The organism is Pseudomonas sp. Leaf129, from assembly GCF_001423465.1.
In the GTDB taxonomy this organism is placed as follows: Bacteria; Pseudomonadota; Gammaproteobacteria; order Pseudomonadales; family Pseudomonadaceae; genus Aquipseudomonas; species Aquipseudomonas coleopterorum.
Genome location: NZ_LMOC01000007.1, coordinates 133,214 through 146,421, shown reverse-complemented (window position 1 = coordinate 146,421; position 13,208 = coordinate 133,214). Strand labels below are relative to the sequence as shown.

10 protein-coding genes and 1 pseudogene are annotated in these 13,208 nt (G+C 63.2%); 9 read left to right on the top strand and 2 right to left on the bottom strand.

Annotated elements, in window-relative coordinates; translation table 11 throughout:
- Positions 1 to 211: 211 nt before the first annotated feature.
- From ASF66_RS12205 to ASF66_RS12170, 8 genes are all read left to right on the top strand, one after another.
- Positions 212 to 1,303, top strand: coding sequence for a BMP family ABC transporter substrate-binding protein (locus ASF66_RS12205; RefSeq protein WP_056844029.1), 1,092 nt, complete (start codon positions 212 to 214; stop codon positions 1,301 to 1,303).
- Positions 1,300 to 2,814 (top strand): ABC transporter ATP-binding protein, encoded by a 1,515-nt coding sequence (locus ASF66_RS12200; RefSeq protein WP_056844028.1) that lies wholly within the window; start codon positions 1,300 to 1,302, stop codon positions 2,812 to 2,814. The genes ASF66_RS12205 and ASF66_RS12200 overlap by 4 nt, the downstream gene beginning before the upstream one ends.
- The gene (locus tag ASF66_RS12195; protein WP_056844027.1) at positions 2,807 to 3,919 is read left to right on the top strand and encodes an ABC transporter permease; all 1,113 of its coding nucleotides are present in this window, start codon (positions 2,807 to 2,809) and stop codon (positions 3,917 to 3,919) included. The genes ASF66_RS12200 and ASF66_RS12195 overlap by 8 nt, the downstream gene beginning before the upstream one ends.
- Positions 3,919 to 4,845 (top strand): ABC transporter permease, encoded by a 927-nt coding sequence (locus tag ASF66_RS12190; protein ID WP_056844026.1) that lies wholly within the window; start codon positions 3,919 to 3,921, stop codon positions 4,843 to 4,845. Before ASF66_RS12195 ends, ASF66_RS12190 begins: the two co-directional genes overlap by 1 nt.
- Positions 4,846 to 4,888: 43 nt before the next feature.
- On the top strand, positions 4,889 to 5,647 hold the full coding sequence (locus tag ASF66_RS12185) for an SDR family NAD(P)-dependent oxidoreductase (RefSeq protein WP_056844025.1): 759 nt from the start codon (positions 4,889 to 4,891) through the stop codon (positions 5,645 to 5,647).
- A gap of 179 nt (positions 5,648 to 5,826) precedes the next feature.
- Positions 5,827 to 6,618 carry an outer membrane protein OmpK gene (locus ASF66_RS12180; RefSeq protein ID WP_056844024.1) on the top strand — a complete coding sequence of 264 codons (792 nt, stop codon included), beginning with the start codon at positions 5,827 to 5,829 and terminating at the stop codon, positions 6,616 to 6,618.
- A gap of 256 nt (positions 6,619 to 6,874) precedes the next feature.
- A complete protein-coding gene (locus tag ASF66_RS12175) occupies positions 6,875 to 8,173 on the top strand; it encodes an MFS transporter (RefSeq protein ID WP_056844023.1) in 1,299 nt (432 codons plus the stop codon).
- Between the two features lie 30 nt (positions 8,174 to 8,203).
- On the top strand, positions 8,204 to 8,980 hold the full coding sequence (locus ASF66_RS12170) for a substrate-binding domain-containing protein (RefSeq protein WP_056844022.1): 777 nt from the start codon (positions 8,204 to 8,206) through the stop codon (positions 8,978 to 8,980).
- Here the strand turns inward: ASF66_RS12170 and ASF66_RS12165 are convergent.
- Positions 8,966 to 9,874 (bottom strand): LysR family transcriptional regulator, encoded by a 909-nt coding sequence (locus tag ASF66_RS12165; RefSeq protein ID WP_056844021.1) that lies wholly within the window; start codon positions 9,872 to 9,874, stop codon positions 8,966 to 8,968. The two genes, ASF66_RS12170 and ASF66_RS12165, sit on opposite strands and share 15 nt — an antisense overlap.
- Before the next feature lie 485 nt (positions 9,875 to 10,359).
- Here ASF66_RS12165 and ASF66_RS22935 point away from each other — a divergent pair.
- Positions 10,360 to 10,593 (top strand): annotated as a pseudogene (locus tag ASF66_RS22935) (IS3 family transposase); the annotation flags it as partial.
- A gap of 57 nt (positions 10,594 to 10,650) precedes the next feature.
- On the opposite strand, the gene hrpB reads toward ASF66_RS22935, so the two are convergent.
- On the bottom strand, positions 10,651 to 13,158 hold the full coding sequence (gene hrpB, locus ASF66_RS12155; protein WP_056844020.1) for an ATP-dependent helicase HrpB: 2,508 nt from the start codon (positions 13,156 to 13,158) through the stop codon (positions 10,651 to 10,653).
- Positions 13,159 to 13,208: the final 50 nt, after the last annotated feature.

The following is a 13,208-nucleotide window of genomic DNA, read 5'->3' as shown; positions in this document are numbered from 1 at the left end:
TGCCCTCTAATCGTGCCAAGCGCACAAACCAAGTGCTCTAGTTCGGACCAATTGATCTGAATTAAGCCTCCGAAATAACCCAACACGTTGTAACCAAAGCGCTTTTCTGAAATGGCACGGATGCTGCTTTCGAGCTCCGGGCGGCTTAGGGCGGGTTCCTGGCCACGGCAGCATCCCGCTGCCCCATGCTCACATTTCAGGAAGGCGCCTCATGATCAAGACACTGCTACCGGGAATTTTGCTAGCCGCTTCGGCCTGTGGGACAGGCACGGCTGCCTACGCCGAGGGACTGACCCTCAAGGGCCCGGCCAAGATCGCCATGGTCTACATCAGCCCGCGCAACGACGGTGGCTGGACCCAGGCATTCGACGAAGCCCGCATCAAGCTGGAAAAGAGCCTGGATCAGAAGATCCAGTACGTCGAGAGCGTTCCCGAAAACGCCGCAGCCATCACGCCGGTGGTCGACCGCCTGATCGCTCGCGGCGCCAACATCATCATCGGCACCGCGTTCGGCTATTCCGACACCTTCCTAGCGTTGGCGAAGAAATACCCCGACGTGGCCTTCCTCAACGGTTCGGGCACCACCAACGCCGCGAACCTCGAATCCTTCTACGGTCGTACCTACGAAAGCCAGTACCTGTGCGGCATGGCGGCGGGTGCGGCGTCGAAGTCGGGCAAGCTGGGCTTCGTGGCCGCCAACCCCTTCGGCCAGGTCAACTGGACCATCAACGCGTACGAACTGGGCGCGCAGCAAATCAACCCTGCGGCCACGGTTACGGTCATCTACACCGGCGCGTGGAACGACCCGGTCAAGGAACGCGCTGCCACCATGGCACTGATTGACAACGGCGTCGACGTGATCGGCCAGCACGTCGACAGCCCGACACCGCAGATCGTCGCCCAGGAGCGGGGCATTCATGGCACCGGTCATCACCGGGACCTGAGCGAGTTCGCGCCCAAGGGCACCGTGTGCTCGTCGATGTGGGTGTGGGACCGTTTCCTCACCCCTGAGGTGAAGAAGATCATGGCCGGCAACTGGGTTCCCCAGGCCAATGGCGCCTTGCTGTCGATGCAGCAGGGCGGCACCGACATCAGCCTGACCCAGGACGCCGTGATCAGCCCCGAGAACCGAGCCAGGATCGACGCGGCGCGGGCCGAGCTGCTGGCCGGCACCAAGACGCTCTATACCGGGCCCATGGCTGACCGTGATGGCCAGCAGCGGCTCGCCCCAGGCCAGGTCATGAGCGATCCGGATCTGTGGAAAATGGACTGGTTCGTCAAAGGCGTGATGACCCAGAAATGAGCCAGGCCAACGCGCTCCAACTCACCGGTATCAGCAAGTCGTTCGACGGCTTCAAGGCGCTGAGCGAAGCCGACTTCAGCGCCCGCTGGGGCGAGGTGCATGCCCTGCTCGGCGAGAACGGCGCTGGCAAGTCGTCGCTGATGAACATTGCCGCCGGCCTGTACGCACCGGAAACCGGCAGCGTGATGATCGACGACAACAGCGTGCGCCTGCACAGCCCCAAGGATGCCAGCCGCTATCGCATCGGCATGGTTCACCAGCATTTCAAGCTGGTGCGCCCCTTCACCGTGGCGCAGAACATCCTGCTCGGCCTGCCCGAGCAACCGGGAGAAGGCAGCTACCGCAAGCGGCTGGCCGCGCTTGAGCAGACCATCGCCCGCAAGGCAGAAGAGCTGGGCTTTGTCCTCGATCCGCGCCAGGTGGTGGAAACCCTGTCGGTGGCCGAGCAGCAGCGCGTGGAAATTCTCAAGGTGCTGCTGGCGGGCGCGCGGATCCTGATTCTCGATGAGCCCACTGCGGTGCTCACCGACCAGGAAGCCGAGCGCCTGCTGAGCACGGTGCAGTCCTTCGCCCGCCAGGGCGCCGCGGTGGTGCTGGTCACCCACAAGATGGCCGATGTGAAACGCTACGCCGACCGGGTGACGGTCATGCGCGGCGGCCGCACGATCAAAACCCTTGACCCGCAGGGGGTCAGCGTCGAGGAGCTGGTGCGCCTCACCGTCGGCGAATCGGCAGCGCTCAGCCCGACGCTGCCGGCAACGCCGGGCGAAGCGTTGCTGCGGGTCAGCAATCTCACCAGCGTGGCCGGCACCGGCGGGCTGAAGGGCGTGGATATGATACTCCACGCCGGACAGATCTATGGCATCGCCGGGGTCGGTGGCAACGGCCAGGGCGAATTGGCCAATGCCCTGATGGGCCTCGAAGAACCGACCGAAGGCGATATCCACCTGGCGTCCTTCGGCGACCTGCGCAAGGCCAGCGCCCAACAACGCCGAACCTTGCGTATCGCCGCCATCCCCGCCGATCGATATGGGGCGGCGCTGGCCGGCTCGCTGTCGGTGGCCGAGAACTTCGCCATCGGCCAGTTGCACGATGGCCGCTACGGCTCTTTCCTGCGCCTGCGCGGCCAACGGTTGCTGGAAGACGCCGCCCAGGCGGTGGCCGATTTCGATGTCCAGGGTGTGCGCTCGCTGCAGCAGAAAGCCGCGCTGCTGTCCGGCGGCAATGCCCAGAAGCTGGTGATCGCACGGGAGTTCAGCCGCAATCCACGGCTGATCCTGGTACACAGCCCGAGCCGCGGCCTGGATGTGCGCGCCACCCAGGCGGTGCATGCACGCCTGCGCGCCGCCCGCGATGCCGGGGCGGCGGTACTGGTGATCAGTGAAGACCTGGACGAAGTGCTGGCCCTGGCCGATCGCATCGGCGTGATGAATGGCGGCCGCATCGTCGCCGAATTCGACTGCCCGGCCGACCGCCAGGCCATTGGCAAAGCGATGGTGAGCCATGACTGAACTCTCCCAACCCCTGCTCAAGACCTCACGCCAACCGCTGCTCGGCCGACGCTACACCCTGGAACTGCGCCAGCAGATGGGCTGGGGCGGCCAGGCGCTGGTGATCGGCCTGGCGGTGCTCGTCGGCCTGGCCCTGAGCACGGCCATTCTGGTGGCGGCGGGCGTGCCGGCCGACCAACTGCTGGAAGAGTTCGTCGGGCAGACGCTGCTCGATGCCGGCAACTTCAAGGCCGTGCTGTTCCAGGCGGCGCCGATGATTCTGGTCGGCATGGCCGGCTGCCTGGCATTTCGCGCACGTTTCTGGAACCTGGGCCTGGAAGGCCAGATGATCTGGGGCGGGATCGGCGCGGCGGCCATCTCGATCTTCCAGATCGGCCCCGAGGCCCTGCGCCTGCCGTTGATGATGGCCTCGGCCATCGTCTGCGCGATGCTCTGGACCCTGGCACCGGTCCTGCTCAAATTGCGCCTGAAGGTCAACGAAGTGATTTCGACCTTAATGCTCAACTACATCGCCGCCAACTTCCTGCTGCACCTGCTCTACGGCAGCTGGAAAGACCCACGGGACAACTTCCCCTACTCGCCCGCCTTCCGTCCGTTCGAACGGCTGCCCGACCTGTTCGCCGGCTACAACGTGGCGATCGTCATCGCCGTGGTCATCATGGCCCTGGCCGTGTGGTTCATCAGCGTATCGCGCGCCGGCCTGTACCTGCGCTTCGTCGATGCCAACCCGCGCGTGGCCAGCGCCGTCGGGGTGCCGGTACGGCGGATGATCCTCGGCACCGTGCTGCTGTCGGGTGCCCTGGCCGGTGTCGCGGGCTTCATCGTCAGCGCAGGCCAGGAAGGTCGACTGACCCAGTCGTTCTACCAAGGCTACGGTTTCTCGGGAATTCTCATCGCGTTTCTGGCGCGCAACAATCCCTTCGCCGCCGCCATCGTCGCCTTGCTGGTGGCGATGCTGTTCGTCGCCGGGCGCAACCTGCAGGTGTTCTACCAGATCCCCTTTTCGATGGTGCAGTTGATCCAGGCCATCCTGGTGATCTGCGTGGCCTCTTCGGACTTCTTCATACGGCACCGTTTGCGGCGCATCCAGGCGGGAGAACAGTGATGGATCTGGTGACTTACTGGCTGAGCAGCGTTCCCGAATTCGCCGTGCCCTTCGCCCTCGCCGCGCTGGGTTTGATCATCATCGAGCGTGCCGGCGTGCTGGCGCTGGGCGCCGAAGGCATGATGCTGGTGGGCGCCCTGGCCGGGATCGGCATGCAACTGGCCCTGGGCCTGCCGGGGCTGTCCCTGCTCGCGGCCATGGCGGCCGCCAGCGTGGTCTCGCTGTTGTTTGCGCTGATGGTGCTGGTACTGCGCATCAATCAGGTGATTGCCGGGCTGGCCCTGGTGTTTTTCTGTCAGGGCCTGACCGGCTTGCTGGGCACCCTGCTGGGCTGGACCAATCGCCCGGTCAGCGGACTTACGGCCGTCGAGCTGTGGCCGCTGAGCGAGTTGCCAGTGGTGGGAGGCCTGTTCAGGCAGAACCCGATGGTGTTCCTCACCGTGGTGATCTTTTTTGCCGTGGTCTGGTTTCTCAACCGCACCCGCAGCGGGCTGAAACTGCGCGCCGTGGGCGAGAACCCCCAAGCCGCCGATGCCGCCGGCCTGCCGGTGCTGCGCTATCGGCTCGCCGCGATTCTGGCCGGCAGCGCACTGATGGGACTGGCGGGCGGATTCATTGCCGTGCTCAGCACCAAGATGTGGATCGCCGACATGACCGGCGGCCGTGGCTGGATCGCCATTGCCCTGGTGATCTTCGCGCGCTGGTCACCTTGGCGCGCGTTCGCCGGTGCCCTGCTGTTCGGCGGTATCGAGGCACTGATTCCGCAACTGGCCGCCGCCGGTGTGCAACTGCCGCAGTATTTCATGCTGATGACGCCCTACGCCGTGACCCTGGCGGTCATGGTCTGGGTCGCTGCCAGCAAGCGCGCAGGTGCCAGCCAGCCGGGCGCGCTGGGTGAACCCTATGTTCGCGAAGAGCGACGCTGAGCGATTTTTGAACGGTCGATTTTTGAGCTGTCGAGGTTTCCACATGAGCGGTACTGTTTTCATCACCGGTGCGACGTCCGGTTTCGGGCGGGCCACGGCCCGTCGTTTCGCCCAGGCCGGCTGGTCGCTGATTCTCACCGGGCGGCGCCTGGAGCGCCTGCATGCCCTGCTGGATGAACTGGGCGCGCAGGTGCCGGTCCATGTTGCCGCGCTGGATGTGCGCGATGCCGCAGCGGTCGCGGCCGTCGTCGCCGGTTTGCCCCCAGCCTTCCAGCGGGTGACGGCGCTGATCAACAACGCCGGCCTGGCCCTGGCCCCGGTACCGGCGCAACAGGCCGACCTGGCTGACTGGCACACCATGATCGACACCAACGTGACCGGCCTGGTCAACGTGACCCACGCGCTGCTGCCAGCACTGCTGGAAACCGGCGCCGGGGCCAGCATCATCAACATCGGCTCGATTGCCGGTGAGTGCCCCTACCCCGGCAGCCACGTCTATGGCGCGAGCAAGGCCTTCGTCAAACAGTTTTCCTACAACCTGCGCTGCGACCTGCTGAGCACCGGTGTACGGGTCACCGACCTGGCGCCCGGAATCGCCGAAACCGAGTTCACCCTGGTGCGCACCCAGGGCGACCAGCAGGCCGCCGGCCAGGTCTACCAGGGCACCACGCCACTGACGGCGGAAGATATCGCCGAACAGATTTTCCACGTCGCCACCCTGCCCGCCCACATCAACATCAATCGCCTGGAAATGGTCCCCGTGCGTCAGGCCTGGGGACCGTTCGCGATCGATCGCGACTGAAACAAGAAGCGTCGTCCGGCCCGTTTCGGCCAGCAAGGCGCCAACGCAACAAGCCCGCGCCCCGCACGGGGCCGGGAAGCCAACTCGGTTGTCTGCCCACAACTTCGACGCCCGGTCCACGACATCTGTCGGACCAATGCCGGTGCGCCATAAACACCACATTGATTGATGGGTAAAACATGAAAAACGCTTGGGGAGCATCACTGTGCATGTTGGGTCTGCTGGGCGCTGGCAGTGCTCATGCTGAAGGGCCATTGCTGTGGCACGGAGAAAGTCTGACGTACTTGTACGGCAAGAATTACAAGGTCGATCCGGCAATACAGCAAACCGTCACCCTCGAACATGCCAGCGCCTGGACGTGGGGCGACCTGTTCGCCTTCGTCGACAACAGCTGGTACAACGGCGCGCGATCCGGCAATGGCCATTACAGCCTCTACGGCGAATTCAGCCCACGTTTCAGTGCCGGCAAGTTGCTGGGCCAGGACCTCTCATTCGGACCGGTGAAAGACGTGCTGCTCGCCACTACCTACGAGTTCGGCGATGACGACGTGGATGCCTACCTGATAGGTCCGGGCTTCGACCTGGACATCCCAGGCTTCGACTATTTCCAGCTGAATTTCTACTACCGCAAACCCGACGGCAACCGCGTGCCTTCCGGCGCCTGGCAGATCACCCCAGCCTGGTCCTACACCTTGCCGCTGGGCAATTCGAACCTGTTGATCGACGGTTTCATCGACTGGGTGGTGAACAACAAGAGCGGCCATGGCAACAACCAGTCCGACTACCACGCCAACCTGCACTTCAACCCGCAGATCAAGTATGACCTGGGCAAAAGCCTGGGCTACGAAGCCAAGCATCTGTATGTGGGTGTGGAATACGATTACTGGTCCGACAAATACGGCATCAAGGATGACGGCTCTTTCACCACAGACCAGGACACGGCGAGTTTGTTGGTGAAGTATCAGTTCTAGATCCAGCGGGTTTGTTCGGCAAGCACGCCCACCAGGCGGGCTGGACTGGACTGGAGTTCGAAGTTTGACGGGCCACTGGGATTTCCCCGTTCGCGGCAGTGGCCCGCACCGTGACGATACAAAATCAAATCCCGTATTGATCGCTTTCATGCATCAATCCATGCGAAATCAACGATTAACCTGGAGACCGGTTTACCCGAGAATATTGCGTAACGAGCGGTTACAAATAATCTCAAAAAAGCGCTGGAGAACAACAATGCATCAGACATCGCGCCCGTCCGATCGGACCGGGTCGAAAGCCGGAATGGTCTTCCGGGTGACCTCCGGGAATTTCCTCGAACAGTTCGACTTCTTCCTCTTCGGTTTCTATGCCACGCAGATTGCGGGCGTTTTCTTCCCCGCCTCGAACGAATTTGCCTCCCTAATGATGACCTTCGCCGTATTCGGCGCGGGGTTTCTCATGCGTCCGCTGGGTGCGGTATTGCTGGGGGCGTACATCGATGACGTGGGCCGCCGCAAAGGTCTGATCGTCACGTTGGCCATCATGGCCAGCGGCACCCTGCTCATCGTGCTGGTTCCCGGTTACGCCACGATTGGTCTGTGGGCACCTGCCCTGGTGTTGTTGGGGCGGCTGCTGCAGGGGTTTTCCGCAGGCGCGGAACTGGGTGGTGTTTCGGTGTACCTGTCCGAAATGGCGACGCCTGGGCACAAAGGCTTCTACGCCAGTTGGCAATCGGCAAGCCAGCAGGTGGCGATCGTCGTCGCAGCCGGGCTGGGCTACGGCCTCAACCAGTGGCTGGCCCCGGCTCAGGTGGCCGAATGGGGCTGGCGCATTCCGTTCGCCATCGGCTGCCTGATCGTGCCGTTCATCTTCTTCCTGCGCCGCAGCCTGGAAGAGACCGCCGAGTTTTCCAGTCGCGTACGTCGACCTTCGATGAAAGCGGTCTTCGCCACGCTGTACGCCAACGCCGGGCTGGTCGTGCTCGGCATGCTGATGGTGGCCATGACCACCACAGCCTTTTACATGATCACCATCTACGCGCCGACTTTCGGCAAGACCGTATTGCAGCTGAGCACCAGCGATGCGCTGATCGTGACCTTGCTGGTCGGCGTCTCGAACTTCTTCTGGCTACCTGTCGGTGGCGCCTTGAGTGACCGCTTCGGCCGCAAGCCACTGTTGGCGACCATGTCGCTAGTGACCGCGATCACGGCCTATCCCGCCCTGTCCTTCCTTGCCCAGGCGCCGACGTTCGGCCACATGCTCGAGGTCCTGTTGTGGTTCTCCTTTCTGTACGGCCTGTACAACGGCGCGATGATTCCGGCGCTTACCGAGATCATGCCGGTCGAGGTACGGGTAGCCGGCTTCTCCCTGGCCTATAGCCTGGCAACCGCCGTGTTCGGCGGCTTCACACCCGCAATCTCCACCTGGCTTATCCACGTCAGCGGCGACAAGGCTGCACCGGCTTACTGGATGATCTTTGCAGCCCTCTGCGCGTTCGTGGCCACGTTAGTTTTGTACCGCCGACTTGCAGTCAAGTCCCCCGTCATCGCCTGAACGCCTGAAACGTCTGAATAAGGAAACACCATGAAACTGCCCTTCAAATCCCTGCCCGCACTGGCCCTGGCGGCCTTCGTCCTGAGCCCCCTGGCCCAGGCGCAAGAGCTCACCGTGATGACCTCCGGTGGCTTCACCGCTGCCTACAAAAGCCTGGCCCCCGGCTACACCAAAGACACTGGCAACACCCTGAACACTGTGCTCGGCCCGTCCATGGGCAAGGCCCAGGAAGCCATCCCCAACCGCCTGGAACGTGGCGAACAGGCGGACGTCGTGATCATGGTGGGCTATGCGCTGGATGAGCTGATCAAGCAGGGCAAGGTCGATCCCGGCTCACGCGTCGAGCTGGCCGATTCGCGGATCGGCCTGGCGGTCAAGGCCGGTGCAACGAAACCTGCCATCGGCACCGACGCCGAGCTCAAGCAGACCCTGCTGGCGGCGAAGTCGGTGGCTTATTCCGACAGCGCCAGCGGCGTCTACATCGAGAAACAGCTGTACAAGAAGCTGGGCATCGAGGATCAACTGGCGCCCAACAGCAAGATGATCGAGCGCATTCCCGTGGCTTCCGTGGTTGCCAAGGGCGACTACCAGCTGGGCTTCCAGCAAGTGGCCGAACTGCTGCCGATTCCCGGCATCACCTTCGTCGGCAAGATCCCGGAAGACGTGCAGTCGGTGACCCGCTATGCCGCGGGCATCCCGAAAAACGCTGCGCACCCGACCGAAGCCAAGCAGTTGCTGGACTACCTGGCGTCGCCCAAGGTACAGGATGCCGTACGCGCTACGGGTCTGGATTCAGTGCCGCGCTAAAGTACCCGGCAAGGCTCGGATCAGGCCTTCCATTTCCAGCGCCGCCGGGGTCAGGGTGCGGCCACGACGCTTGAGCAGCCCCAGGTGCCTCTGCACCTGCGGCTCGATCAACGGCACACTGGCCAGAATGGGATGGGAGGCCGGCGGCATGGCGATCGACGGCACCGCCGCCACCCCCAGCCCGGCTTCGACCAGCCCCAGCACCGTCGTCACGTGCCGCGCCTCGCACAGGCTCGGCCTGGCGAACGTCAGGCCGGGCATGGCCCGGTCCAGCACCAGGCGATTGCCGGATGATCGATCCAGGGTGATGTAGTCATACTCGTAAGCCTGTGCCCACGTCACCACTTCCAGCTCGGCCAGCGGGTGGTCCTTGCGGCAGGCGATGACATAGCGCTCATCCATCAAGGTACTGAACTCGATATCCGGCGCCAGATTGCCGCCGAAGCTGACACCGAAATCCGCCTCGCCCGATGACACCGCCGCACTGACCTCATGGGCCGAAACGTCGATCAACCTGACCTTTACCTTCGGGTAGCGGCCACGAAAGCTGCGGATCGCATGGGGCATGAAGTAATACGCCGCCGACGGCACGCAGGCAACGACCAGCGTGCCGCCGCGCAACGCCCCCGGCTCGCCGATGCTCAATAACGCCAGATCGAGATCATCGAGCAACCGTTCCACCTGCGGCAGAAACGCCCGTCCCTGGTTGGTCAGAGACACCCGCCGCGTAGTCCGCTCGAACAGCTTCACGCCCAACGCCCCCTCAAGCTTTTCGATGCGACGACTCAGCGCAGACTGGGTGAGGCGAATCGCCTCCGCCGCCCGCCGAAAACTGCCCTGCTCGACCACTGCCCGAAAAGCCTGCAGGTCATTCAAATCAAAGTTGATGCTCACGGTGATGTCATCGCTTCAAGCCGGTACGTGCGCCGATGGTAGGTTGGCGAGGAGGCAGCAGCCAGCATTTGTTGCTGGCTGCCTGTGCGGCTTGATGTCTGCCAACGCGTCTCAAGGCCCGGAGACGAAGCCCGCAGTCTGGGTGGGCAAGACCTCAGCCAATGACGAACCTGTCTCGATTTTTTGCAATGAACTGATCGAGTGTGGTCAGTGGTACGCCCCAGCTACGAACGGTCTTCAGGTCTACCCTATAGCCCTCGACGTTGTTCCATGATTCAGCTTGGAAGTACAGTTCGCCATAGGGTCTGGAGAGTGGGGTGGTCCAACGAAACCGAGCACCCATTCAGGCGAGAATGCTCGCCACGGAGAGGTGTCTAATAACCAAGCAACGTTGTATCTTTACTCCTGAGTTCAAGCGCGAGGCTGCGTGCCTGGTGCTTGACCAGGCCTACAGTCCATTGAAGCGGCCCGTTCGCTGGGGCTGGTTGAGGCGGCGCGGCAACTGCTGCCATGACAACGCGTCTATGAAGCGGCTATTTTGCAGCCTGAAAACTGAATGGATACTGACGGTGGGCTACGTGAGCGCTGTGCTGGCACAGCAAAATATCAGTCGGTTTTTGATGGAGCGGTACAACTGGCGGCGACCGCATCAGTTCAACGAGGGCTTGGCGCCTGGCGTTGCCGAGGAAAAGCTCAATTCAGTATCCGGGATCAATTGACCACTACATACAGAGCCTAGAACACTCGCACGACATTGCGCTGTTCTAGCCAGGGTTTTACTTGCGAGGTTTGATGCGGGCAGTAGCCTCCGCCACCAACGGATCCTCCGGCCAATAATGCTTGGGATACCGCCCCTTCAAATCCTTCTTCACCTCTTCATAGGTATTGGCCCAGAAACTCGCCAGATCCTGCGTCACCTGCACCGGTCGCCGCGCTGGCGACAGTAGGTGCAACTTCACCGCTTGCCGTCCACTGGCAATGCGCGGTGTCTCGGCCAGGCCGAACAGCTCCTGTAAACGCACCGCCAGAATCGGCGGGTGCTCGCTATAGTCCAGGCGTACCGATGAGCCTGATGGCACAGCGATGTGGGTCGGCGCCAGCTCATCGAGCTTGTGTGGCAGCGGCCATGGCAGGCTGTTGCGCAGAATGGAGGACAGGTCGAGCTGGCCGAAATGGCTCAGGCGCGTGACCTTGCCCAGGTAGGGCTGCAGCCAGTGCTCCAGCTGTTTCGACAGTGCGGTGTCGCTGACGTCCGGCCAAGGGTTCTGGGCGTCCACTTCTCGCAACAGCATGACCCGTGCCTGCCACTGGCGCAGCTCCGGGGTCCAGGGCAACAGTTCCAGGCCCTTGCGGCGCACCAGCCCGAGCAGGGCCGTGGCGCGAGCGTCGGCGTCCAGGCCTGGCAAGGATTCGCGGCTCAGGATCAGCTCGCCCACTTTTCGTTGGCGCTCGGCACGCAATGCTCCCTCACGCTCATCCCAATCCAGCTCATCCACCAGGCGGACCTGATCCTGCAGAACGCTCTCGAACAGTTGCGGATCAAGATCCGCCGCCAGATAGATTCGCTCCTCGCGCTGGCCCTGGCGACTGCCCAGATCGGCGATAACCAGCCAGGCGTGCTTCATGAGTGCGTCGACATCGGCGAACATCGCCGCGCGCCCGTTGCTCAACCGGTATTCGGCCCCGCCGGGGCGCCGCTGCCGGGCGATACGATCCGGGTAGGCAAGCGCCAACAGGCACCCTACCCATTTCGGGTCATCCGCATCGGCGACAGCATTCAGCGAGGGTCCTTGCAGATAGGAACGGTACTGCTTCGCCAACTGCTTGGCCCGTTGCGCATCGCGGTGCACACGAGGCCCCGCCAGCATCGCCATTCGGCTATGCACATCGGCACCGCCTCCACGCTGAATATCGCGCTCCCCCAATAGCGCCGCCAGGTCACAGGCATGCTGAGACAGACCGAGCTCGTGCCCACGGATCAGAAGATGGGCGATACGCGGATGGGCAGGCAACTGCGCCATGGCCTGGCCATGGGCTGTGAGAAGGCCTTTGGCATCCAGAGCACCCAGCCGACAGAGCAAGTCGCTGGCCTGGGAAAACGCTGCCGTCGGTGGCGCATCCAGCCAGTGCAACTGATCGGGCGTCACTCCCCAACGGGCCAGATGCAACGCCAGCGCGGCGAGGTCCGCTTGCTGGATTTCCGGAGTGCTGAAGCTGGCGAGTTGCTCATGCTGGGCTTCTGACCACAACCGGTAGCAGACACCAGGTTCCAGCCGCCCTGCCCGGCCAGCGCGTTGAGTGGCACTGGCTTTGGAAATGCGCTGCGTGGCGAGGCGAGTCATCGAGCTGCGCGGATCGAAACGGGGCACTCGCTCCAGGCCGGAATCGATGACGATCCGCACCCCTTCGATGGTGATGCTGGTTTCGGCCAGGTTCGTGGCCAGTACGACTTTGCGTTTCCCGGACGGCGCAGGCTCGATGGCGGTGCGCTGTTCGCTCAGGGACAGCTCGCCATACAGCGGACAAAGCAGGATCCGTGACGCGTGATCAGGTGGTTGCCTGCCGAGCCAGTCTTCCAGGTCGCGATGCACACGTCGAATCTCGGCCTGGCCTGGCAGGAACACCAGTACGCTGCCTTCCTGTTCCTCGATCACCTCAATGCAGGTCGAGACGACGCGAGGCTCTACATACTCCCCGGTCTGCGTGGACTTTCCCCAGACCACGTCCACCGGGTACATCCGGCCTTCGCTGCTGACGATTGGCGCACCGTCGAGCAAGGCCGATATCCGCTCGCCGTCCAGCGTGGCGGACATCACCAGCACCTTCAGTGGCGAGTCGTCACGGAACAGCTCGCGGCCATTCAGGGCGAGTGCCAGCGCCAGGTCTGCGTCCAGATTGCGCAGGTGAAATTCGTCGAAGATGATCAGGCCCACGCCATCCAACGAAGGATCGTCCTGCAGCCTGCGTGCAAGAATCCCTTCGGTCACCACCTCGATTCGAGTCCTGGGACCAACGCGGCTCTCGAGACGGATTCGATAACCGACCGTTTCGCCCACCGCCTCGCCAAGCTCCTTTGCCATCCGTTCTGCTGCTGCGCGAGCGGCCAGTCGACGGGGTTCGAGCATGACGATGGTCTGCCCGGCCAGCCACGGCTGATCCAGCAGCGCCAGCGGAACACGTGTGGTTTTACCGGCGCCGGGCGGCGCTTGCAGCACGGCCTCATTGCGATCGTGAAGGGCTTCGAGGAGAGCCGGCAAGGCGGCGTCAATCGGCAACGAGGTCATGGTCTCTCCGGCAGTGGTGCCGCAATTATACAAGCTACGGCAGGCCGACG

Bases quoted from the DNA above. Each gene is read 5' to 3' on its own strand.
- ASF66_RS12205 (WP_056844029.1), top strand. From the start codon at position 212: ATGATCAAGACACTGCTACCGGGAATTTTGCTAGCCGCTTCGGCCTGT.
- ASF66_RS12200 (WP_056844028.1), top strand. From the start codon at position 1,300: ATGAGCCAGGCCAACGCGCTCCAACTCACCGGTATCAGCAAGTCGTTC.
- ASF66_RS12195 (WP_056844027.1), top strand. From the start codon at position 2,807: ATGACTGAACTCTCCCAACCCCTGCTCAAGACCTCACGCCAACCGCTG.
- ASF66_RS12190 (WP_056844026.1), top strand. From the start codon at position 3,919: ATGGATCTGGTGACTTACTGGCTGAGCAGCGTTCCCGAATTCGCCGTG.
- ASF66_RS12185 (WP_056844025.1), top strand. From the start codon at position 4,889: ATGAGCGGTACTGTTTTCATCACCGGTGCGACGTCCGGTTTCGGGCGG.
- ASF66_RS12180 (WP_056844024.1), top strand. From the start codon at position 5,827: ATGAAAAACGCTTGGGGAGCATCACTGTGCATGTTGGGTCTGCTGGGC.
- ASF66_RS12175 (WP_056844023.1), top strand. From the start codon at position 6,875: ATGCATCAGACATCGCGCCCGTCCGATCGGACCGGGTCGAAAGCCGGA.
- ASF66_RS12170 (WP_056844022.1), top strand. From the start codon at position 8,204: ATGAAACTGCCCTTCAAATCCCTGCCCGCACTGGCCCTGGCGGCCTTC.
- hrpB (WP_056844020.1), bottom strand. From the start codon at position 13,158: ATGACCTCGTTGCCGATTGACGCCGCCTTGCCGGCTCTCCTCGAAGCC.